18 protein-coding genes and 1 tRNA gene are annotated in these 24,324 nt (G+C 48.4%); 13 read left to right on the top strand and 6 right to left on the bottom strand.

What is annotated here, in order from left to right; genetic code table 11:
* Nucleotides 1–13: 13 nt before the first annotated feature.
* On the bottom strand, nt 14–1,039 hold the full coding sequence (gene tsaD / locus ACSF8W_RS21800; RefSeq protein WP_500849208.1) for a tRNA (adenosine(37)-N6)-threonylcarbamoyltransferase complex transferase subunit TsaD: 1,026 nt from the start codon (nt 1,037–1,039) through the stop codon (nt 14–16).
* Between the two features lie 183 nt (nt 1,040–1,222).
* On the opposite strand from tsaD, the gene rpsU reads away from it, so the two are divergent.
* From rpsU to ACSF8W_RS21765, 7 genes are all read left to right on the top strand, one after another.
* Nucleotides 1,223–1,438 carry a 30S ribosomal protein S21 gene (gene rpsU / locus ACSF8W_RS21795; RefSeq protein WP_005301411.1) on the top strand — a complete coding sequence of 72 codons (216 nt, stop codon included), beginning with the start codon at nt 1,223–1,225 and terminating at the stop codon, nt 1,436–1,438.
* A gap of 27 nt (nt 1,439–1,465) precedes the next feature.
* Nucleotides 1,466–1,909: a GatB/YqeY domain-containing protein gene (locus ACSF8W_RS21790; RefSeq protein WP_500849207.1), complete on the top strand. Its 444-nt coding sequence runs from the start codon at nt 1,466–1,468 to the stop codon at nt 1,907–1,909.
* Nucleotides 1,910–2,079: 170 nt separating this feature from the next.
* Nucleotides 2,080–3,834, top strand: coding sequence for a DNA primase (gene dnaG, locus ACSF8W_RS21785; protein ID WP_500849206.1), 1,755 nt, complete (start codon nt 2,080–2,082; stop codon nt 3,832–3,834).
* Between the two features lie 92 nt (nt 3,835–3,926).
* The gene (rpoD, locus tag ACSF8W_RS21780) at nt 3,927–5,771 is read left to right on the top strand and encodes an RNA polymerase sigma factor RpoD (RefSeq protein ID WP_500849205.1); all 1,845 of its coding nucleotides are present in this window, start codon (nt 3,927–3,929) and stop codon (nt 5,769–5,771) included.
* 218 nt (nt 5,772–5,989) lie between these two features.
* Nucleotides 5,990–6,065: transfer RNA gene (locus ACSF8W_RS21775), tRNA-Ile, on the top strand.
* 923 nt (nt 6,066–6,988) lie between these two features.
* Nucleotides 6,989–7,414, top strand: a complete 426-nt coding sequence (locus ACSF8W_RS21770) for an SHOCT domain-containing protein (RefSeq protein ID WP_500849204.1) — start codon at nt 6,989–6,991, stop codon at nt 7,412–7,414.
* A 96-nt stretch (nt 7,415–7,510) separates the two neighbouring features.
* Nucleotides 7,511–7,879 (top strand): hypothetical protein, encoded by a 369-nt coding sequence (locus ACSF8W_RS21765; RefSeq protein WP_500849203.1) that lies wholly within the window; start codon nt 7,511–7,513, stop codon nt 7,877–7,879.
* Nucleotides 7,880–8,045: 166 nt separating this feature from the next.
* On the opposite strand, the gene ACSF8W_RS21760 is transcribed toward ACSF8W_RS21765, so the two are convergent.
* Both ACSF8W_RS21760 and ACSF8W_RS21755 read right to left on the bottom strand, forming a co-directional pair.
* Nucleotides 8,046–8,315: an HNH endonuclease gene (locus ACSF8W_RS21760; protein WP_500849202.1), complete on the bottom strand. Its 270-nt coding sequence runs from the start codon at nt 8,313–8,315 to the stop codon at nt 8,046–8,048.
* A 467-nt stretch (nt 8,316–8,782) separates the two neighbouring features.
* Nucleotides 8,783–9,154 (bottom strand): hypothetical protein, encoded by a 372-nt coding sequence (locus ACSF8W_RS21755; protein WP_500849201.1) that lies wholly within the window; start codon nt 9,152–9,154, stop codon nt 8,783–8,785.
* Nucleotides 9,155–9,926: 772 nt separating this feature from the next.
* Between ACSF8W_RS21755 and tdcB the strand changes: the two genes are divergently transcribed.
* From tdcB to pflB, 4 genes are read left to right on the top strand one after another with little or no spacing between them, the layout of a single operon-like run.
* Entirely contained in the window at nt 9,927–10,916 is a 990-nt protein-coding gene (tdcB, locus tag ACSF8W_RS21750) for a bifunctional threonine ammonia-lyase/L-serine ammonia-lyase TdcB (protein ID WP_500849200.1), read from the top strand.
* A gap of 14 nt (nt 10,917–10,930) precedes the next feature.
* Nucleotides 10,931–12,259 carry a threonine/serine transporter TdcC gene (tdcC, locus tag ACSF8W_RS21745; protein WP_500849199.1) on the top strand — a complete coding sequence of 443 codons (1,329 nt, stop codon included), beginning with the start codon at nt 10,931–10,933 and terminating at the stop codon, nt 12,257–12,259.
* 32 nt (nt 12,260–12,291) lie between these two features.
* Nucleotides 12,292–13,503, top strand: coding sequence for a propionate kinase (gene tdcD / locus ACSF8W_RS21740; RefSeq protein ID WP_500849198.1), 1,212 nt, complete (start codon nt 12,292–12,294; stop codon nt 13,501–13,503).
* A gap of 13 nt (nt 13,504–13,516) precedes the next feature.
* Nucleotides 13,517–15,811, top strand: a complete 2,295-nt coding sequence (gene pflB, locus ACSF8W_RS21735; RefSeq protein WP_500849197.1) for a formate C-acetyltransferase — start codon at nt 13,517–13,519, stop codon at nt 15,809–15,811.
* A gap of 130 nt (nt 15,812–15,941) precedes the next feature.
* Here the strand turns inward: pflB and ACSF8W_RS21730 are convergent, their stop codons facing one another.
* The gene (locus ACSF8W_RS21730) at nt 15,942–17,216 is read right to left on the bottom strand and encodes a sensor domain-containing diguanylate cyclase (RefSeq protein WP_500849196.1); all 1,275 of its coding nucleotides are present in this window, start codon (nt 17,214–17,216) and stop codon (nt 15,942–15,944) included.
* A gap of 660 nt (nt 17,217–17,876) precedes the next feature.
* Between ACSF8W_RS21730 and pykF the strand changes: the two genes are divergently transcribed.
* Nucleotides 17,877–19,289, top strand: a complete 1,413-nt coding sequence (gene pykF, locus ACSF8W_RS21725; RefSeq protein WP_500849195.1) for a pyruvate kinase PykF — start codon at nt 17,877–17,879, stop codon at nt 19,287–19,289.
* A 389-nt stretch (nt 19,290–19,678) separates the two neighbouring features.
* The gene (locus tag ACSF8W_RS21720) at nt 19,679–20,332 is read left to right on the top strand and encodes a GntR family transcriptional regulator (protein ID WP_500849194.1); all 654 of its coding nucleotides are present in this window, start codon (nt 19,679–19,681) and stop codon (nt 20,330–20,332) included.
* Between the two features lie 47 nt (nt 20,333–20,379).
* On the opposite strand, the gene ACSF8W_RS21715 is transcribed toward ACSF8W_RS21720, so the two are convergent.
* Both ACSF8W_RS21715 and ACSF8W_RS21710 read right to left on the bottom strand, forming a co-directional pair.
* Nucleotides 20,380–20,520, bottom strand: coding sequence for a hypothetical protein (locus ACSF8W_RS21715; protein WP_500849193.1), 141 nt, complete (start codon nt 20,518–20,520; stop codon nt 20,380–20,382).
* Nucleotides 20,521–20,685: 165 nt separating this feature from the next.
* Nucleotides 20,686–24,132, bottom strand: a complete 3,447-nt coding sequence (locus tag ACSF8W_RS21710) for a M66 family metalloprotease (RefSeq protein WP_500849192.1) — start codon at nt 24,130–24,132, stop codon at nt 20,686–20,688.
* Nucleotides 24,133–24,324 lie beyond the last annotated feature (192 nt).

The following is a 24,324-nucleotide window of genomic DNA, read 5'->3' as shown; positions in this document are numbered from 1 at the left end:
GTGCGGGCAGGCATTATTCGGTGTCGTGGATAGGCTTAAGCTGATCAATCGGCCAACGTGGATGCGCTTTTACGCTCAAGTCCATGCTTTCCTGATTTTTCAAACGCTGCATACCCGCATACGCGATCATCGCCCCGTTATCCGTACAGAACTCTGTACGTGGGTAGAAGACTTCGCCTTTCAGGTTCGTCATCAGCACTTCAAGCTGCTCACGCAAGTAGGTGTTCGCACTCACGCCGCCCGCAATGACTAAGCGCTTGTAGCCCGTTTGCTTCAATGCACGCTTACATTTGATAGCCAGCGTATCCACTACTGCTTCTTGGAAAGCAAAAGCAATGTCAGCACGTGTCTGATCATCATCGCCATTCGCGCGCACTGTGTTCGCAGTAAAGGTTTTCAAGCCTGAAAAACTGAAATCTAGCCCTGGACGATCAGTCATTGGACGCGGGAACTTAAAGCGTCCCTTCGTGCCCTTTTCTGCCAATTTCGCCAAGCGAGGACCACCCGGGTAGTCAAGACCCATGAGCTTGGCCGTTTTATCAAACGCTTCGCCAGCCGCATCATCGACCGACTCACCTAAGATGGCGTACTCACCGATCCCTTTCACGTCAACCATCATGGTATGGCCGCCCGACACCAACAGCGCCACAAACGGGAACGCCGGTGGATTGTCTTCCAACATCGGGGCCAACAGGTGGCCTTCCATGTGGTGAACCGCAACAGCAGGCAGGTTCCATGCATAGGCCAGGCTACGACCAATCGTTGCGCCGACAAGCAGTGCACCGACCAATCCAGGCCCCGCCGTGTAAGCCACACCATCCAAATCCGCAGGGGTCAACCCAGCGTCTTTCAGTGCCGCTTTGATCAACGGAATCGTCTTCTTCACATGATCGCGAGAAGCCAGCTCCGGCACCACGCCACCGTAGTCGGCATGCAGCTTTACTTGACTGTAAAGTTCATGTGCCAAAAGGCCTTTCTCATCATCGAAAATAGCCACGCCTGTTTCGTCACAGGAGGTTTCGATGCCCAGTATACGCATAACAACCTCTATACTTATGGTAATTGGGGGCAATACTACCGCCCTTGACAGAAATTAACCAGTTCGGGGTTGCAGAATGCTTTACAAATGCCCCCAGATCAGATTAGAATTTCGCACCATTTTTAATCAGCTGACATTTCTATGATCGTCAGCGTTAATGAATCACTCTGAGGTGAGTATTACATGCCAGTAATCAAAGTACGTGAAAACGAACCGTTTGACGTAGCACTACGTCGTTTCAAGCGCTCTTGCGAAAAAGCAGGTATCCTTTCTGAAGTTCGTCGTCGTGAGCACTTCGAAAAGCCTACTACTGTACGTAAGCGTGCTAAAGCAGCGGCAGTTAAGCGTCACCTGAAAAAATTGGCTCGCGAAAACGCGCGTCGCGTTCGTCTGTACTAATCTAACGATTAACAGAAGGATTGCGTTATGACTCTGATCGAACGTCTTAAAGACGAACAAAAGGCAGCAATGAAGGCGAAGGATAAACCTCGTCTTGGTGCTATCCGTTTGGTTTTAGCCGCCATTAAACAGCGCGAAGTGGACGAAAAGATCACTCTTTCCGAAGACGACGTGCTGGCTGTTTTGACCAAAATGGTTAAGCAACGCCGCGATTCGATTGCTCAATATGAAGCAGCGAACCGCCAAGATCTGGCCGATGTTGAACATGCTGAAATCTGCGTATTAGAAGAATTCATGCCACAACCACTGAGTGACGACGAAGTCGTTGCCCTGTTGGATGCGGCCATTGCTTCTACTGGCGCAACCAACATGCAAGACATGGGCAAACTGATGGCTGAGCTTAAGCCTCACATTCAGGGTCGTGCCGATATGGGTAAAGTTAGCCAGCTCGTGAAAGCGAAACTCGGTTAATCCCTTACTCAGTTTCTGCAACAAGCCGTGCTCTCCGATTTCGGGATGCGCGGCTTGTTTGTATTCTCCTCTCCGCATTTTGACACTACTATCAAATCAAAGCGTTATTCCCTAAATAACCTTTTGCTTTGATGCATCTTCTCTCACCACTTTCAGGTAACACGCGCACTATGGCAGGTAAAATCCCACGTACTTTCATCGATGATCTGATTGCCAGACATGACATCGTAGATATCGTGGATGCCCGCGTGAAACTCAAAAAGAAAGGCAAGAACTTCGGTGCTTGCTGTCCGTTTCACAACGAGAAAACCCCCTCTTTTTCCGTCAGCCAAGAAAAACAGTTCTACCATTGCTTCGGCTGTGGTGCGCACGGTAACGTCCTTGATTTCGTGATGGAATTCGACCGCCTTGAATTTGTTGAGGCAATTGAAGAGCTGGCATCTCAAGTGGGGCTAGACGTCCCGAGAGAAGACGGCGGCGGCGGTGGACAACCTGTCGCTCGCAGCAAAGAAAAACTCGGCATGTACGAGATGATGGGACAGATCAGCCAATTCTACCAATCCCAACTGCGCACCCAAGAAGGCAGCGTCGCGATTGATTACCTCAAAGGCCGTGGCCTGTCCGGGGAAATCGTGCAGAAGTTCGGGATTGGCTTTGTGCCGGATCAGTGGGATCTCGTTCGCACCCGCTTTGGCCGCAACAACGAAGCGCAAGACACCCTCGTAACCGCCGGCATGTTGATCGAAAACGACAACGGCCGCCGTTACGACCGCTTCCGTGGCCGTGTCATGTTCCCTATCCACGACCGCCGTGGCCGTGTGATCGGCTTTGGTGGCCGCGTACTGGGTGATGGCACACCCAAGTACCTCAACTCACCAGAAACCCCCATCTTCCATAAAGGGCGTGAACTGTACGGCCTGTATGAAGTGCTGCAAGCCTATCGGGAACCCGAGAAGCTTCTGGTGGTCGAAGGGTATATGGATGTCGTGGCATTGGCGCAATTTGGCGTCGATTATGCAGTGGCCTCACTGGGTACCGCGACCACCAGTGATCATATCCAAACCTTGTTCCGTCAAACCGGCACCGTGGTGTGCTGTTACGACGGTGACCGCGCCGGACGTGATGCGGCATGGCGTGCTATGGAGCAGGCCCTGCCATACCTCAACGATGGCCATCAGCTCAAATTCATGTTCTTGCCCGATGGGGAAGATCCGGATACCTATATCCGCCAGTATGGCAAAGACGGCTTTGAGCAGCAGATCAACGAAGCGATGACGCTGTCGGAGTTCATGTTCAACTCGCTCGTCGCCCAAGTCGACATGAGCAGCAAAGAAGGCAAAGCGAAGCTGAAGACGCTCGCCAAGCCCCTGCTTGAGAAAGTCGCCGGTGACACGTTGCGTGAATACCTCCTCAACACACTGGGCTATAATTTAGGGCTACCGCCGGATCAAATTCGCATTGAGCTGAAGCGGGATGAAACGCAACGCCATCGAGCACCGCAGCAAGAAATTAAACGCACCCCGATGCGTGAGGTGATCGCACTGCTCATCCAGCATCCCGATTTTGTGAACAGCCTTGAATTTGACATGGCCGCATTTGAAGGGATCGAGGTTGCCGGACTAAATTTATTGATATCAATAGTTGAAAAGTGCCGCGCGAACCCCAATATCACTACAGGCCAGTTGCTAGAGAACTGGCGAGGAAGCAAGAACGAAGGCATGTTGGCCCGCTTGGCCGCCTGGGAGCTTCCCCTCAGCAAAGATGAGGACAACACTCTAGATGTATTTTTAGACGCAATGGATAAAGTGCTAGACCAGTGCGTTAAACAACAAATCGAAAAGTTGCAGGCTAAATCGAATACCGTCGGCTTATCAGTCGAAGAGAAGCGGGAATTGCAGTTACTCATACTCAACCGTCCCGGCTAGTACGTAGTCATCAATTAAGAAATTTGTTATAATTAATGGTTTGCATCTCTGCATACTACTCTCTCAATCAGACCCTAAGTTGGATATCGTCTATGGAGCAAAATCCGCAGTCACAGCTAAAGTTACTTGTCGCAAAAGGCAAGGAACAAGGCTATCTGACCTACGCCGAAGTAAATGACCACCTACCGGAAGACATCGTCGATTCCGATCAGGTGGAAGACATCATTCAGATGATCAATGACATGGGTATTAAGGTGGTAGAAACTGCCCCTGATGCCGATGATCTGATGATGACAGAAGACAATGCGGACGAAGACGCGATTGAAGCCGCGGCGCAAGCCCTTTCGAGTGTAGAAAGCGAAATTGGTCGTACTACCGATCCAGTACGCATGTACATGCGTGAAATGGGTACCGTAGAACTCCTGACCCGTGAAGGCGAAATTGATATCGCAAAACGCATTGAAGATGGTATTAACCAGGTTCAGTGTTCAGTTGCCGAATATCCAACCGCTATCGCATACCTGCTTGAGCAATTCGATAAGGTTGAAGCCGAAGAACTGCGTCTGACGGATATCATTTCAGGCTTTGTTGATCCAAACGAAGAAGAAAGCACGGCGCCAACAGCCACGCACATCGGCTCAGAGCTAAGCGAATCTGATCTTGAAGATGAAGATAAAGATCTTGAAGACGATGAAGATGAAGACGCGGAAGAAGAAGAAGATTCAGGTATCGACCCTGAACTTGCACGTGAAAAATTCACGGAACTGCGTCTAGCGTATGAAAAAATGGCACTGGCCATTGAGACTAACGGTCGTCAGAACCCAACCACTGAAGTGGCGATTGAAGAGCTTTCTGATATCTTCAAACAGTTCCGTTTGATCCCTAAGCAGTTCGATAAACTGGTTAGCTCACTGCGCGAATCAATGGACAAGGTGCGTACTAACGAACGTCTGATCATGCGCATGTGTGTCGACAACAGTAAGATGCCGAAGAAAACCTTCGTCAACCTGTTTGCGGGCAACGAATCATCAAGCGAGTGGATCGACGAAGCACTGAATTCAGGCAAGCCCTACGCAGAGCGTTTGAAAACGTACGAAGAAGATCTTCGTCGTGCTTCACTGAAACTGCGTATTCTAGAACAAGAAACCGGTCTGTCTATTGAGCGCATCAAAGACATCAGCCGTCGTATGTCTATCGGTGAAGCGAAAGCCCGCCGTGCGAAGAAAGAGATGGTAGAAGCAAACTTGCGTCTGGTTATCTCTATCGCGAAGAAATACACCAACCGTGGTCTACAGTTCTTGGATCTTATCCAGGAAGGTAACATCGGTCTGATGAAAGCGGTTGATAAGTTTGAATACCGTCGTGGTTACAAGTTCTCGACGTACGCAACATGGTGGATCCGTCAGGCTATCACGCGTTCTATCGCGGATCAGGCACGTACCATCCGTATTCCAGTACACATGATCGAAACCATCAACAAACTGAACCGTATCTCTCGTCAGATGCTTCAGGAGATGGGTCGTGAGCCACTGCCAGAAGAATTGGCAGAGCGCATGCAAATGCCGGAAGACAAGATCCGTAAAGTCCTGAAGATTGCGAAAGAGCCAATCTCAATGGAAACCCCTATCGGTGATGATGAAGATTCACACCTAGGTGACTTCATTGAAGATACCACGCTTCAGCTACCGATGGATGCCGCGACAGCAACCAACCTACGCATGGCAACCAACGACGTACTGGCTGGCCTAACGCCACGTGAAGCCAAAGTACTGCGTATGCGTTTCGGTATCGACATGAACACTGACCACACCCTAGAGGAAGTGGGTAAGCAGTTCGACGTAACGCGTGAGCGTATTCGTCAGATCGAAGCCAAAGCCCTACGTAAACTGCGTCACCCAAGCCGTTCAGACGTGCTACGCAGCTTCCTTGACGAGTAATCGCCTCGGATAAAAAAACACAAAAACGGGCCTTGCGCCCGTTTTTTTATATCCCGCCTCCATCCACCATTTTCTCCGTTATCACGTATGTCTTTTCAATGTGTTAGCCGACATGCGATCCACACCTAACTGCGGCACAACCGCCTAAAAAGCAAACGAAACAATCACTTTATTCGCTAGACAACCCGCAATCCATCCCATATAATTTCCCGCACACTGGCCCCTTAGCTCAGTGGTTAGAGCAGGCGACTCATAATCGCTTGGTCGACAGTTCAAGTCTGTCAGGGGCCACCAAATTCTTGATAAGGCGCATGGAGAAATCCACGCGCCTTTGTCATATCTGGAGGTTAGCCAGTTAACCGCCTGTCCATATCCGGTCCACGTTACCTTCCGGTAAGCTCTGGTCCATCTACTTAGCTAAAATCTTCCACGTAGTCACCACAGAAGCACATTGATGATCACTGCACCATATCGGCCAACAGAACCCATCTTCGTCTGTCTGAGCCAGTTCATTCCGCTTAACACCACTGTCGGACCACAGAAAAACTCGCCGCCTGAACCAACAAAAATATAACCAACATTCCGTTCCCTTAGGTTCAGGTTATTAATATTAAATTAATCAGATACCTATTTTACTGACGGTATGACCACCCATGATCCCAAAGCTAATGAAGCTGACAGTTCAGGGGGAAACAACATTCTTAATGACCAATTGCCATCTTAGGGCAATTGGTCTGTTTTATCGTAAAGCCGTTTAGCTAGGACCATCTCAGACTCACTCACAGGGCCAGAACCAGCGGGTGATCACTAGGAAGGTATTCATACTGCAATCGGTAATAACTCTGCCCTGACGGACTACACCGGGTCTCTGCTATGTACGTAGGGGCTGAGTCGGCTGTCTGGTATCAGATGAAATTGCACTGAAAAATGCAGGTAGAGTTAGCTAACCGGAACCGTCGACGCCGTCGGGAAATCCACTAAAAATCAGCTCAAAGACCGGAGGAGGACCGGACGAGAGAAATTGGTGCTGTGATGAAGAGAAAGTTATGTCTTGGAAGTCAGGCAGCACAAGGGCTGAGAGGTGGTTACCGGGCCAGTCTAGTGTGACCGACCCAGCGACTTAGGATTTTAAGTTGGTGGGTGGACAGGTAGATACTAGCCAATTTTATCGCTGTAGAATATGCTACTGGACTATTACTACTTCCGTGGGTTCACATATGTCTAAGCTTATAAAATTCTTTTTTGGTGGAATTCCTTACTTAATTTACGATCACATGAAATCAAGTGAGGAGAGCGATGAGGTTTCAACGAGCTCTATCATGGAAGAGGAAGCAGAGCGTATTAATGCATTAATCAATAATGCAAAGAATCAAGGGCTTAAAGAGGTTAAAATTGATATTTCTCGAAATCTACACGATGAATTATCGTTAGGGGGCACTATTCCAAATCCTTCAGGATTAGATATACAGATGAATTTAAAATCTGACAGTTCTGGGGGTGGAAAATGTCAACTTCATATTATATTTCCAGAAGTAGATGAACACATTGATAAGCTCGTAAAGCTGAAAGAGTTACATCAATGTGGCGCGTTAACTGACGAAGAATATAGCTCTGCCAAGGCTAGAGTAATAGAGCGCCTTTAATATAGTGATGATTTGCTTGTAACTACATACCTACTGAAACATCATAAAGAACAAACTCATATTAACTCTATGATATTGATAAACAAGGAGTTAATCATGTTTAAACTAACTAATCTTCAACAAATCACATCTCTACCAATCACCACGATCTTACAAGAACAACTCCTATCCATACTCACCGAACCATTCCACGATGAAGCCGAAACCCAACAGGTATGGGACGAACTGCAATGTGAACTTTGGTTCCTGACCTCACTTTACGACCTATCTGCTGACGGCGTCGACGGTACCGGGAACGACCTGCTGAAACGAGCACTTACCTATACCGAATTTGAAGACGACTTAGACTATGGATCAGTACTTACTCTGAGTATCGTGGAGGATTCAGGCAAAGGAATCTACCTTCTGATGCCTAAAACCTTGCTGGCCGAATTACGTCAACATTTCTCAATCGACAGCGAGTAAGGAGTTAGTGATGCAATCGAAAAAATTCAAGTTCAACAAACGTCAACTTGACTCACTACCGCCGACGATGACCGTAATTGGAGTCTAGCGGTTTTATGGTGATAAAAAGCAGCAAGCTAAAGTTTGCTGCTTTTTCAAAATCAAATAGTTTGTTGTAGTCAAAACCTTAAAATATTTTAGCTACATAGCCATCAATTACTCGCCCGTCGATTTTATTCCCTTTACTTTGATTACATGGCGCACAAGCAATTACTAAATTATAAGAGGCATTCGAGCCATTTTTACTTTTTGGCCAAACATGATCAACGTGAGATTCACTAAAGCGGATAGACTTGTTGCAGTAAGTGCATTTATACCAACCGCCTGCGTTTGCTTTATTATTGATTTTGTAGGTATTTCTGTAACTTTTTTTTACACCAAAGAGAGAGTCGAACATCAGCATTCCTTAATGACATTACAAGACATTGATATTAAAACAAAAGATAGTGTTTTATAATGTGATGAACTCGCTATTTGCTTAATCATCCTCCTTCGTGAAATTCAAAGTCGCTGGATCGGTCACACTAGACTGACCTCGCTATAATCCCTCAACCCTTGCACTACCTGACCACTGCAAGCATAGTTTTCCTCGAATCACAGCACCAATTTCTCCCGTCCGGTCCTCCTCCGGTCTTTGGGGTGATTTCTAGTGGTTTTCCTATAGCATCAGTCATAACATTTTGCTCGCAAAGATTGAGAGAGAAAGTCCTATCTATATAAAGGAGGGGGTGTGGCAGGATCTTCGTTCGTAAGAACAGAAAAGGCCGAAACGGTGAATAACCGTTTCGGCCTTTTTGTATGTCTATTTTCATCTCGAGAAAGCGACCTGCCACACTGCAAGCCGCTCATGCTGTCATGGCAGGATTACATTTCCTTCATGGCAGAAACCACCGAGGGATCATTAATCAGATTAAACAACAGGCTCTTGGCTGATGAGCGCTGAGCGTCAGATAAAACTTTCTGTGGGTTCTCTCGAGATTGGGTCAGAATGTTTTTGATGAATTTGCTGTTCGTACCGGAGATTTCATACACAAACCGAAGCGTGTCGAGCAACTCCCCTTGAGGCAAGCTATAAACAGCCATCTCACAACTTAAGCCATCCATGGAAAGGAAGTTATTCACGACCTCCTTGCGCTCTGCATTGAACTTCTCTTTCGCCTCATGGGCGTCAATCAACGCCTGCACTCTGTCGGCGATCGCCACTGGCACTTCCATTATTTTTGTTTGATGATTCATTACAGATTCTCCTGATCTCGCAGAGGGTTAATCACTGGGTCATTGCAGACTGCCGATACGCATTGGCGACGTTTACCCATTGTTTTCACCTCCTTATTATAGCGGTATGGTGAACGAGGTCACCAGAATAGCCCTGTTATGATACACCGCATCGCTAAGCGGGTGACACAATAACACGCCGTCGCCGCAAAACATTCTGCACGGCCCATGTACTGACTGTTCTATCAGCATTTTCCTCTACCACACATCCCTCCATGATCAGGCAGATAGCACCTCTTTAAGCTCCCCGCCCCCATTTCACGTCAAAATGTCCCCCTTTCGCCCACCTCATGCAGCAAATGGTCAACGACCGATCATGATGCTTTACTTAATTAACACAAACAAAACATTAAAGACCATTTGAGCAGGATAATTCACTACCTTAGATCAAAAAAGCCAGTTGATTATTTTTATCATGAATTTAGTTTTGGCATTTAATTTGTGATACCAACCGCAACACCCGTGGTTCGTATCGCGTATATTTAAAAACACAGAGAGAAGAGAAGGGAAACAGCATTTGGTATAAATAAAAACGTCATCAACCGTCATCAATATACATTCTTGAAATATCACTGCGTCCCTATTCAACCGATAAATAAATATCGGTGCGTATTGCTATTTTCATTTTTTCAACGCTTATTTATTTAGATAAGAAAAGTTTCTTATCTAAATAAATAGGTTAACGATGCTCTACCCTACATAAAATAGTTAACCATAATAAAAAGAGGAAAAAATGGATATTACCCTGACCAGAGCAATTACGCTCAATGATATTAAATTAGCCAAACAACGGTTAACCGGAAAAGTGTATAAAACCGGTATGCCTAAATCAAACTATTTAAGTGAACATTGCCACGGTGATGTGTATTTAAAGTTTGAAAATATGCAGCGTACTGGCTCATTTAAAATCCGGGGCGCCTTTAATAAATTAAGCGCATTAAGTGACGAAGACCGGAAAAAAGGTGTTGTCGCGTGTTCCGCCGGGAACCATGCACAAGGAGTATCTCTCTCCTGTGCCATGCTGGGTATTGATGGCAAAGTGGTGATGCCAACTTGCGCCCCGAAAGCAAAAATTGCTGCCACGGAAGGGTATTCCGCTGACGTGATCTTACATGGTGAATCATTCAATGAAACCATTGCGAAAGCCAAAGAGATCGTTGAAACAGAAGGCCGTATTTTCATCCCACCATTTGATGATGCGGAAGTCATTGCCGGCCAAGGCACCATTGGTCTTGAGATCCTTGAAGACCTGTATGATGTCGACAATGTGATAGTGCCTATCGGTGGCGGCGGCTTGATTGCCGGTATTGCTACCGCGATTAAATCCATCAATTCAAAAATCAAAATCATCGGCGTACAGTCCGAAAATGTACACGGCATGACCGCGTCTTACCGTGCCGGTGAAATCGTGAATCACCGTACACAAGGGACATTGGCGGATGGTTGCGATGTCGCGCGTCCTGGTGAATTAACGTTTGAAATAGTCAAAGACTTAGTTGACGACATTGTCTTGGTCAATGAAGACGAGCTATTAAATAGCATGGCACTTTTAATTCAACGAAATAAAGTCATTGCCGAAGGAGCCGGTGCATTATCCATTGCGGCTTTATTAAGTGGCAAATTAGATAAATACATTCAAAACAAAAAAACCGTCGCCATTATTTCAGGCGGTAATATTGATTTGTCTCGCGTTTCTCAAATCACCGGATTGGTTAGCATGTAAAAGGATGAACGACAATGAGTGTAATGGACAACGTTATTGTTAACCAGTCAGAAAAATCAGACTGGAGAAAATCAGATACAACGTGGACTTTAGGTTTATTTGGCACCGCGATTGGCGCGGGCGTTCTCTTCTTTCCTATTCGAGCGGGCTACGGTGGCCTATTCCCAATATTGATCATGGCCATGCTGGCCTTTCCTATCGCCTATTATTGTCACCGCGCATTAGCCCGATTATGTCTGTCTGGCTCCAATATTTCAGGCAATATCACTGAAACCGTTGAAGAGCATTTTGGTAAAACCGGGGGGATCGTGATCACCTTCCTCTACTTCTTTGCCATCTGCCCACTGTTGTGGATTTACGGCGTGACCATCACGAACACCTTTATGGCGTTCTGGGAGCACCAGTTACAGTTGCCAGTCCTTAACCGCGGCATCGTGGCTTTCGGCCTGCTGCTCGCCATGGGTCTGATCATCTGGCTGGGTAAAGAGCTCATGGTCAAAGTCATGAGTTGGCTGGTCTTCCCATTCATTGCGAGTTTAGTGCTGATTTCACTCTCGCTGATCCCGTACTGGAACGCCTCTGTCATTGAGCAAGCCAGTTTCAGTGATATTTCATTGATGGGCAGCGATGGGTTACTGGTCACGGTGTGGCTGGGGATTTCCATCATGGTGTTCTCTTTTAACTTCTCGCCGATTGTCTCTTCGTTCGTTGTTTCCAAACGTGAAGAGTATGAACCGACGCAAGGTAATGCATACACCGAGCAGAAATGTTCAAAAATCATTGGTCGCGCCAGCTTCCTGATGGTTGCTGTAGTGATGTTCTTTGCCTTTAGCTGCCTGTTCACGCTGTCACCTGAAAACATGGCCGAAGCCAAAGCGCAGAACCTGCCGGTCTTGTCTTACTTAGCAAACCACTTCTCTTCATTGTCCGGTTCACAGTCAAGCTTTGCGACCGTCCTTGAGTACAGTGCCTCAATCATCGCATTGGTGGCGATTTTCAAATCCTTCTTTGGCCACTACCTCGGCACCTTAGAAGGGATGAACGGGTTAATCCTGAAGTTCCGTTACCAAGGCGACGCCACCAAAGTGTCAACGGGCAAACTCAATGCCATCAGCATGGGTTTCATCATGGGGTCAACGTGGTTTGTGTCTTACTTAAATCCCAACATCCTTGATCTGATTGAAGCCATGGGTGCACCGATTATTGCGTCTTTGCTGTGTCTGTTGCCGATCTATGCCATTCGTAAAACCCCGTCTTTAGCCAAGTACCGCGGTATCGATAATATTTTTGTTGTCGTGATTGGTTTAATGACCATCTTAAACATTGTTTACAAACTGTTTTAATAAAAAAGATTAGAGATAAGCGGAGTATATAGATGATTGAATATCCGATTGTATTGGTGATTAACTGCGGTTCATCGTCCGTCAAATTTTCAGCCTTCGATGTCGAAAATTGTGATGAACTACTGTCTGGTATCGTTGATTGTGTCAACACAGACAAGGCGTGCATTTCCGTCAATGGAAGCCCTTCTGCCTTGCTGACACGTCAGGATTATGAAGGCGCACTTACCGCCATTGCATTGGAATTGAAACAACGCGATCTCATCAATAGCGTGGCCTTAATCGGCCATCGCATTGCACACGGTGGCAATGTCTTTAAACATTCCACCGTGATCACCGATGCCGTGATTGAACAGATCCGCGCTGTGTCAGCGTTAGCACCGTTACATAACTTCGCCAATTTAACGGGCGTTGAAGTGTCACAAAAGCTGTTCCCAAGCGCACAGCAAGTCGCGGTTTTTGATACCAGTTTCCACCAAACCCTCGCCCCCGAAGCCTATTTGTATGCCTTACCTTGGCACTACTATGAAGAGCACAATGTGCGTCGTTATGGCTTCCATGGTACGTCACACCGCTATGTCGCACAGGAAGCCTATACGCTGCTTAACCTGCCGCAAGCTGACAGTGGCGTAGTGATTGCTCACTTAGGCAATGGATCCTCCATCTGCGCGGTGCATAACGGGTGCAGTGTGGATACCTCCATGGGCATGACACCGCTTGAAGGGCTCATGATGGGCACCCGCTGTGGGGATGTGGATTTTGGCGCCTTGGTGTGGATAGCCAAGCAAACGAATCAATCACTCGATGATCTTGCCCGCGTGGTTAACACCGAATCCGGCTTGCTGGGCCTGTCGGGTCTTTCCTCTGACTTGCGCGAACTCGAAAAAGCCTGGCACACCGGTCATGAACGCGCGGTATTGGCCATCAATACCTTTGTTCATCGTATCGCACGCCATATCGCGGGCCATGCGGCTTCCTTATCTCGTCTTGATGGTGTGATTTTTACCGGAGGCATCGGGGAAAACTCGCAGTTGATCCGCCGTCTCGTGATCAAACACTTGCAAGTGTTTGGTATCACGCTGGATGACGAAAAAAATGCCCTGCCCGGACGTGCAGGCCAACGCATTATCTCCACCGCGAAATCGCGCGTGGCGTGTGCGGTGATCCCGACCAATGAAGAAAAAATGATTGCGCTGGATGCTATCCATCTGGGTGAGATGGCACGCGCGACAATTGACGCTTACTAAGAGAATGATTTACATGGAATTAACACACGATCTTAACGCTGCACCGTATTGCGATGCATGGGCAGGTTTTCAAGGTACTGACTGGAAACGCACTATCGATGTGCGCGCCTTTATTCAGCAGAACTACACCCCCTATGAAGGCGATGAAGCCTTTTTGGCTGATGCGACTCCGGCAACTCAGGCCTTGTGGGAAAAAGTCATGGTGGGCATTCGCCAAGAGAACGCCACCCACGCCCCTGTCGACTTTGATACCAATGTGGCCACAACCATCACTGCGCATGCGCCGGGCTACATCGACAAAACGTTAGAAACCATTGTGGGCTTACAAACAGATAAGCCACTCAAACGCGCACTGCACCCGTACGGTGGGGTCAACATGATCCGCAGTTCGTTTGACGCGTATGGGCGTGAGATGGATCCGCAGTTTGAGTATATCTTCACGGATCTGCGCAAGACCCATAACCAAGGTGTATTCGATGTGTATTCACCGGAAATCCTGCGCTGCCGAAAATCCGGCGTCCTGACAGGCTTGCCGGATGGCTATGGTCGCGGGCGTATTATCGGTGACTATCGCCGCGTCGCGCTGTACGGCATCAGCCACTTGGTGAAAGAACGTGAGGCACAGTTTGCGTCACTACAACCGGATCTGGAAGCCGGTCGCGATATTGAAGCGGTGATCCGTTTACGTGAAGAATTATCCGAACAAAAACGCGCTTTGCTGCACATTCAGGAAATGGCCGCCAATTATGGGTTTGATATTTCTCGCCCGGCCATGAACGCGCAAGAAGCGGTGCAATGGCTGTACTTTGCCTACCTCGCGGCGGTGAAATCACAAAATGGCGGCGCGATGTCACTGGGTCGGACAGCAACGTTCCTTGATATCTATATTGAGCGCGACATTCAGGCGGGCCGTTTAGATGAAACCCACGCGCAAGAGCTGATTGATCACTTCATCATGAAGATCCGTATGGTGCGTTTCTTACGTACCCCAGAGTTCGATACGCTGTTCTCGGGCGATCCAATTTGGGCGACCGAAGTGATTGGGGGAATGGGGCTGGACGGACGTACGCTGGTCACCAAAAACGCCTTCCGTTACCTGCATACGCTACACACCATGGGTCCGGCTCCAGAGCCAAACTTGACGATCTTGTGGTCAGAACATTTGCCGGTGGACTTCAAAAAATACGCTGCGCAAGTGTCGATCGTGACCTCCTCGCTGCAGTATGAAAATGATGATCTCATGCGCGTTGATTTCGACAGTGATGATTACGGCATCGCCTGTTGTGTCAGCCCAATGGTGATCGGTAAGCAGATGCAGTTCTTTGGCGCACGTGCCAACATTGCCAAAACGCTCCTGTACGCCATCAATGGCGGTGTCGACGAGAAGCTAAAAATTCAAGTCGGCCCGAAAACCGCGCCATTGATGGACGAGGTGTTAGACTACGATACGGTCATGGCAAGCCTTGATCATTTTATGGATTGGCTTGCGGTGCAATACATCAGCGCCCTGAACCTGATCCATTACATGCACGATAAATACAGTTACGAAGCCTCACTGATGGCGCTGCATGACCGCGATGTATACCGCACGATGGCCTGTGGCTTGGCCGGTTTATCCGTCGCAGCAGACTCCCTTGCGGCCATTAAGTACGCCAAAGTGAGCCCGATCCGTGATGAATCCGGCTTGGCTGTCGACTTTACTATTGACGGCGACTACCCGCAGTTTGGTAACAATGATGACCGAGTCGATACCATTGCGTGTGATCTGGTTGAGCGCTTTATGAAGAAAATTCAGGCGTTGCCAACCTACCGTAATGCGGTACCGACGCAGTCCATTTTGACCATCACCTCGAACGTAGTGTACGGACAAAAAACCGGGAATACGCCCGATGGCCGTCGTGCAGGCACCCCGTTTGCACCGGGAGCAAACCCGATGCATGGACGAGATCAAAAAGGCGCAGCAGCGTCATTAACCTCTGTCGCTAAACTGCCGTTCGCGTATGCCAAAGACGGGATTTCGTATACCTTCTCTATCGTGCCGCAGGCACTGGGTAAAGAAGAGGGCGTCCGTAAGGCGAACTTAGTGGGATTATTGGATGGGTATTTCCATCATGATGAGGCCATTGAGGGCGGCCAGCACCTGAACGTGAACGTGCTTAACCGTGACATGCTCATGGACGCCATCGAACACCCTGAAAACTACCCGAATCTGACCATTCGTGTGTCCGGTTATGCGGTGCGGTTTAATGCCTTAACGCCTGAGCAAAAACAAGATGTGGTGTCACGGACGTTCACGAACACGCTGTAAGCGCAGCTAATCGGAAAGGCAGCACCATAAAGAGAAAGGGATGAGTGAGTGATCGCTCATCCCTTTTATATTCAACGGGAAAAGACGACTTTTCCCGTTTTTTTTTCTGACGTTTTCTCACTCAGTGCTGTTATTCACAGACGACAGCCTGCCCTTTTCCCCGGCGCTTCGCGTCATACAAGGCTTCATCGGCCTTGCCAATCAGCGCATCCACGGTCCGTATCTGTGGGGTGATCGACGCCACACCAATACTGACCGTAAATTGGAGGGGCTGACCCTCAAACATCACCACCATTTCCGCAATCGCGCGACACAATCGCTCGGCGATGGGCTGCGCTTGCAACAACGGGGTATTCGGTAACACCAACACAAATTCTTCCCCACCCCAACGGCCAATCAGATCCTGCTGGCGGGTCTCACGCTGACAGCACAACGCAAACTGCTGCAACACCTTATCCCCAGCCTGATGCCCGTATTCATCATTGATCGCCTTGAAGTTATCAATATCAATCAACAAACCACTTAAAGGGGCACCTTGAGTGCATGCGGCCGTCACCTGCTGATCAAGGTGTTCCGCCAATGCTCGGCGGTTCAGCAGATTGGTTAAGCCATCAAAATTGGCCCGATATTCCAGCAATTCACGTAGCTGGTGCTGCTCGGTGATATCCATCGCTGTCACTTGCACTGCACACTCGCCATTCCAATCGACAGGGCGTGACAACAAGCTTAACCACAAGGCACTGGTATCCGCCCGGAGTCCTTTCGCTTCTGTTTTTACCACCGGCACCGTACCATTGAGCAGTGCTTGATTATCCCGCCAAGCTTGCAAATGATATTGAGTACTGATGAAAGGTAAAATAGAAGGCTGCGCCAAAAGCGCCGCTGAATCCTTAAAACCATACATATGCGCATAGGCTTGATTGCAAAACAACGGTTGAAAATCTTTATGCACCAACATGCCTTGAATCGATCCATCGACCAATTCACGATAACGTTGCTCACTGGCTAACAACTGCTGCTGAATGGCAATTTGTCGGCTTAAATCCACCACGATGATTTGCATCGCAGGCTCACCCTGCCAATCCACCACGCTGTCAACCGTTAACACGGTTAAGTGCTGACCGGCGAGATTGATGTTGTCAAAGGTGCGCACCCCCGGTTGATCTACGCCCGTCATCACCCGCTGATAGGCCTCTTTTGCGGCCTCTTGTTCTTCAGGGGCAATCAACGGCAGTAACGATGGCATCGCTAAAATGGCTTGCGCAGAGGCATACCCAAAACAGTGGGCGTAGGCATCGTTGGCATACAGGGGGGTAAAATGACGGTGGATCACGACCCCGTAGTGAGTATCGATCGCCAAACGGGCATGGGCCAAACAGTCATGAGGCATGAGGTTGAGAGACACGGTGTGACATTTTCCTATAACACGGCGACAAGCGTGCTGACTTCCCCTTTAACCGTTAGCCTAATATCCAGCAGTAAAAAGAGACATTTTGGACGCATTCGCACATTCCTTCTGGCAATATAATGCCAACATGGTCATACCACCAAGCATTATCCGCGTCCCCCGTCGATCCCTTCCACTTTGCCTTCTGATTTATTTCGGAGCTAAAAATTAATCATCCATTGATAATAAACAAAAAAAATCTGTGAAATATGTAGATAATCTCACTTTATCTTTGAGCATCCGTTAAAAATTTGCACACTCTCACAAGGTGATCAAAGACTTGAACTATGCTAGTATGCGTCGCTTGTTTGGCAGGCACATTTATGTAAGCCGAACATATTTTCGTCATCACCTTGCGATACGCTAAGTGGTGACGGCGTTCTACCAACACAATCTAGTCATAACAAGAGTCACCTTACCAAAGCAATGTCGTGCTTTGGTAAGGCACTATTTTTGTTATTTTTTGTATTATCACCGCGTTCTGTAAGGTGAAAAGATAATGGTGTGAACAGCATCACATTTGGTGGTGCCAATTGACACTATTGCCTCTGCATTTTCAGGTATAACACAGTGATTCCATTTTCCCTTGGGTAAAAGTTCGTCTGGAGAGACTTCTCAATGAAAAAGACTAAGATCGTATGTACGATTGGACCTAAAACAGAATCAGTAGAAATGCTTACTAAACTGGCTAATGCTGGTATGAACGTAATGCGTCTAAACTTCTCACACGGTGACTTCGCTGAGCACGGCCAGCGTATCAACAACGTACGTGAAGTAATGGCTAACACTGGTAAGCAACTTGCGATTCTTCTAGACACTAAAGGTCCTGAAATTCGTACAATCAAGCTTGAAGGCGGTCAAGATTTTTCTCTTGTTGCAGGTCAGGAATTCACATTCACCACTGACACATCAGTGATCGGCAACCAAGACCGCGTAGCGGTAACTTACCCTGGTTTCGCAAAAGACCTAGCAAAAGGCAACATCATCCTTGTTGATGACGGCCTGATTGAAATGGAAGTTATCGACACCACTGATGCTGAAGTGAAGTGTAAAGTACTGAACAACGGTGACCTTGGCGAGAACAAAGGTGTTAACCTTCCTGGCGTTTCTGTGAAGCTACCTGCACTGTCTGAAAAAGACAAAGCAGACCTTAAGTTCGGTTGTGAGCAAGGCGTTGACTTCGTTGCGGCTTCTTTCATTCGTAAAGCAGAAGACGTAAAAGAAATCCGTGCGCTATTAAACGCGAACGGCGGCGAAAGCATTCAGATCATCTCTAAGATTGAGAACCAGGAAGGCGTTGATAACTTCGATGCTATCCTTGAAGCGTCTGACGGCATCATGGTTGCTCGTGGTGACCTAGGTGTTGAAATCCCAGTTGAAGAAGTTATCTTCGCGCAGAAGATGATGATCGAGAAGTGTAACCGTGCACGTAAAGTGGTTATCACTGCAACACAAATGCTTGATTCTATGATCAAGAACCCACGTCCAACACGCGCAGAAGCGGGTGACGTGGCGAACGCCATCATGGATGGTACTGACGCAGTAATGCTGTCTGGTGAATCAGCGAAGGGTAAATACCCAATCGAAGCTGTGACTATCATGGCGCAAATCTGTCAGCGTACTGACACTGCACTTAAAGCTGAGCTAGGTTCTCGTCTAGACAGCCCACGTCTACGCATCACTGAAGCAGTATGTAAAGGCGCAGTAGACACCTCTGAGAAACTAAACGCACCGCTAATCGTTGTTGCTACTGAAGCTGGTAAGTCTGCGCGTTCTGTACGTAAATACTTCCCAACGGCGAACATCCTAGCGGTAACTACTAACGCTAAGACCGCAGCACAACTTGCGCTATCTAAGGGTATTACACCGGTTGTTGTTGATTCTATCGACAACACAGATTCTTTCTACGTACGCGGCAAAGAGCTAGCACTAGAAACAGGTCTGGGCGCGAAAGGCGACATCGTGGTAATGGTTTCTGGTGCTCTAGTACCATCAGGCACAACAAACACAGCATCTGTACACGTACTATAAGTCTTCGGATTCATAGAGCGTACACACGCATCACAAACGGGAGCCTTCGGCTCCCGTTTTTTTTATCTTGCTGCACCAGAACACTGCACGGCAACGTCTCTCATTCCCTTCTCTGCATAACCCCTTTTACCGCCATCACTCGCTTTTCCAGCACCATGCTCCGTCTCGCTTTCGGTATCATTCCGGCTCTCGCGCCTCCCCTGTCGGCACGGCAATAGAGGCACTTTTTTCCTAGCATAAGCAACTAGATACACAAAAAGCGTAGGGACTCACACTTCTGCATGTTGGCATTCGCCGTACTTTTTGTTCGTGGGTATACTCGCTCCCAGAATCATCCCCTAGAAGGATGATTACGAGCGCCGAACATTGACAGCAAGGAAAAGTGAATTGTGTCCAGCCCAACCCTTAGTGAGAAAGTGACGGAGATGATCCGTCAGGACATTCTCTCTGGCATTTTGAAGCCCGGTCAAAAACTGGTCGTGGCTGAATTAACCAAGCAATATCATGTAGGCGCATCCCCCATTCGAGAAGCCTTGGTGCAACTCTCATGGCGCAAGTATGTGCAGTTCGCCCCGCAAAAAGGCTGCTGGGTATCCCCGGTCTCCGTGACAGAACTCGAGGATCTTTACCAGACTAACTTAGCCCTATCGCGCCTCTTGCTCTCGCAGGCCATGCAAGCTGGCAATGAGGAGTGGGAACTCAATATTGTCACAGCCTACCACCGGTTAAACCGCCTACAGCCCGCCGATGTCGCCACCGAGTTTACTCTGTGGGAAAAATATCACCGCGACTTCCACCTTGCCTTACTGGTGGGCTGCCAATCGTCCGTGATGCTATCGCTCTATCACCAAGTGTATGAGCAAATCGGCCGCTACCGGCACATTTGGCTGAGCCACCATCGCAGCAATGACGAGCGTTATCATGATCACGGCGAGCATGAGGCCATTATGAAAGCCGTTCTCCAGCGTGACAGTGAGTTAGCGTTGGCGTTACTGGGACGGCATTCACAGCGCGCCCTTGATCATATCAAACGCTATCTATAGCACCGCTATTATCGGTTTCAACACCGCGAATAACGACACAGATGGCCTTACCAGAAGATCTCTTTGTGATGGGTATTAAGCAGCAACACGGCTAACAGGAAGTACAAGGCACTGACGTAAAAGCCAAGGCAAAACAGGCTTAATACCGTCAGCCTTGCCATCCATTTGGCATGCATTTTCGTTAACATCCCCCTTCCCCCCTCTGTGATCACGACTGCGGACATTATTAGACTTTAGTCTAAGAAAAGGCGTTTTTCCGGCAACCCACCTATTCCTAAGCGGAAGTCTCATCCATAAAAAAAGGACGCCGAAGCGTCCTTTTTTCATTATGTCGATACCAATGACTTCAGCAATTAGCGGTAACTATACTGCCCAAAACCGCTCGAGAACGTCCAGTGCTTACCGTTTGACCACGTCACCATCGGTGCCTGAGTACATTGGCCACTGTCACTCACAAACCCAGCACCATACCACTCTCCGCCTTTCGTTAAGCTACACAGTGCCGCCTGATTGTTCTCGGTTGCTGTTACTCGTTCACCAACTTGAGCGCGATTGTTCAGCGACAACCACTCAAACTGGTTCACAGCAGACAACATTGGACGCTCATCCTGTGCCTCTTTCACGGTGATATCATCACCGCCCGTACATTGGAAATCACCGTTACCCAGCACGTCTACATAGCCATGCAGCGTCTGCTCAGCACCGTTAATAATCATTGGGAAGCGGCACACATTCGGGTATTCCGTTCCCACACGCATGGTCGCTAAATGGGTACGATCCTGTGCAGATAAGGCAGTAGGATCAAACGCGTCAGTATGTGCAAACCAACCAGATGGCACCTCAGTAGCAATGGCTTGGTAACCGTACTCTTGACCAATGATCACCGGTGCTTTCAGATCTGCAACCGCTGGATTACGCGGCGTTTCTAGCACATCGAGCACACTTTCAGTGCCTTCTGTTGTCGCACAACTCACGCTGATACGCGCAGGATGATTATCGGCAGGCAAGTTAATGTGGAACTTGTTGCTCTCATTGGTATTGTAACGCGCACCGCTTAATGCAATACGATCTACCGACCCATTTTCCCCTTCAACAACTAACTCACACTGTTTTTGTGATGCCAAGTTGTATTGTTCGATCCCGCCTTGGTGTGCCGAGTATAACCAGCGTGAACCATTTTTCTGCTTAACATCTGGAATTTGGATACACTGGCGGTTAACCATAAACCCAGCGCCCTGATGCGATGTACCTGGCTTGTCAAGTGTACACAATTCCTGCTCGCCTAACTCTGGGGTTGGTGCATACGTCACGTAGCCAGACAATTCGCCTTTGATTGACAATAGTTGGTAATCATTTGGCATAGAAACCGGCACTTCACGCTCACCGTTCACCGCCCAATGCATCCCTGTCGCTATACGACATGTCCCCTCAGAGCGATCTTCATAACCGACAAAGTTAGCCGTTTGGTCATTACCATTTGTGTAACTAAATTGGCAAAGAGGTACCCACTCACCTTCTATTTTCATGGTCTGCCAAGCCGTATTGGCACGATCAGCATCACTCATATCAGCGACGGATTGCCAACCTTCTAGCTGCGGTGCAACCACGCTTGGTGCTGGCAAATCAAACAAGTTACCGTAATTGGTGTACGTCAACGGGTAGATCTGGCTCGGATTCGTTTCCGTTGGATCGTAAATACCCAGTACAGTGATCACCGGCACGCCTTGTTGTGCCGGCACAAGCGACGTTGGAGCTGACTCAACATAACGCTGCGCATCTTGATCCCATTGCACATAACCCGTAGAACTGGTGAGATCCAAGTTGTGCCCTCGGTTAAACCAATCTTGCGTGACACGCGCCGCCATCGGATGCTCAAGGGTATAGTTGCTAATCAGGCCGGTACGTGCTCCTTCACCTCCCCCCATGGCTTCACGCATGAAACGAAATTCGTTCGCAAACGGCGGCACACTTTCACCACTGTTTGCATTTTCCACGGTGATCGCAGCAGCTGACCAATGTAGGTTACCAATGAAACGCTGGTAACGCGCATCCCAACCCCAGCCCGATTCCATATCGTGAATCGACGCATCTTTAGGATGGTGACCTCGGCCATAATTGTGACCCAGTTCGTGTGACCACTCATTACCGCGGGTTGCATCCAAGGTCACAATACCGCCACCACCACTGCCGCCGTGTACCACAACTTTTGAGGTCACCACACCGGTTTCATCATCTTTTGCCAGGTAACGGCCTCGGCTGTTGTGTGCGGTAATGTGGCTAAACGGACGCGACCATTTTGCATCTCCGCCTGCGGTATCGACGATACCAAAGTTGGCATTGTTGATACCGATAGACACCAAACGCTTACCAATGTATTCACGCATATCGCCACCGTGCCAGCCTGGTTTTTCAAACTCGCTCGCCTTGGTGTAGACGGTCCCATTTGGCAACGTGACCTTCTTCAGATGCAGCGGGGTATAGTCCGCCATCACCATTTTAGAAACAGGGATTTTTTGGAAGTAATCCGTGGATAGCTGATGCATATCATTGATCATATCGTAGCGATCACGCGGCTCAACCAACATACCAATATCAATGTTCTGCATGATCAACTCAGGCGCACCACCAAAGACCAGCAGATCGTCACTCAAGGTCCCTTCACGGCCAGTATTGTCGCTAATACGCAACGATAACCCCGGCTTCATCCACTCCCAGTTCAGTGGCAAGGTCCAGGCATAATGCGAGAACATCACCTTACTGCGCCCATTGTCTGGCTGATCAGTGTCCGGCAGACCACTCGGCGGGGTCAATGGGAAGCGACCCATATTGACGCCTTCCACCTCAACCTCAACCCACATTTGGTTAATATTCAATGCCCGTGGTGTCACTAGCAATAGAGCTTCACGATCCACCACCAAGTTCGGGTGTTTGATCTCATCATTACCGTACGGTGCCACGCTAGTATGGGTCTGAGCAAACGCCAAGTTCGCGCGCAGATCCCCCGCAAGGTGGTTCTCTGCATGGCGGCTATTGTTGTAGCTCAAGCGGGCTTTTTCAGTGGTAAAGCGCGCTGACTGGGTATCACAACCCAAATCATTGCAGGCGGTCAACGTAGCGTCATATGCCGTTTCTGCTTCTAGCCCACCCACATAAAAACCTGAACTTGTGGCTTCATATATCCGTGAAATTGGCGATTCACCCGGTACTTGAGAGACCACTTCCAACGTATAACGACTTGCCGCATCTTGGTTATCCCAAACCAGCTCAGCCCCGATATCTGACACGGAACGCGTCTTAAATGCAGACAGTGCAGGCATGACTAAATCGCCACAATCCGAGGTAATCGCACGCTGGATTTTATCGCTTTCCCAGATGTAGCTGCCGTCATCATGCTGTGAACCACGCGCAGCAGGAATGTACTCCACAAAACAGCCGGTTTCGTCAGGGTTCATCACTCCGTATTCACGGTGCAGTAAATAGAAACCACCGTTGTAAGCCACGTATTCCCACTCATCCCCAATAAATGGAAAGGCTGCACTGTACATGCCTTCAGCGTCACTTAATGGAAAAAGGGGATCGTTTTCATGGTTTAAACGGTACGATTTCCCTTGGTACTGCAAGTATTTTTCGCCGTCACGCTCAATCACATTTTCAGGTTGTTGAGCCAACGCCTGCATGCGTTGTAATGTCGAAAAGGTGTTATCAGCGATGGCTGAAAAAGAGGAGACATCACCGTTTGCGGTCGCGGTAGCACTGATCAGCGCAGAGCCGATCAGCAAAGACAATAAGTTAACTTTCATGCAAAATTCTCATGCTGTGAAGCGCGGTGTCTTGGCTATTTCCTGACGGTACCGTCGGCCAATAACAAAGACTATGCCTATTAATCTCGCAAAATAGGGCCGTTACAAAGGTCTAGGCAATGAAAAGCACACGATAAAGCACAAATTTGTTACCACCGTTCCAACTTTGACCTCTCCATTAATAAACTAGAT

The organism is Photobacterium sp. 270122K (genome assembly GCF_059941365.1).
The sequence above is the reverse complement of the archived record's forward strand: the minus strand, read 5'-3'. Positions and strand labels throughout refer to the sequence as shown.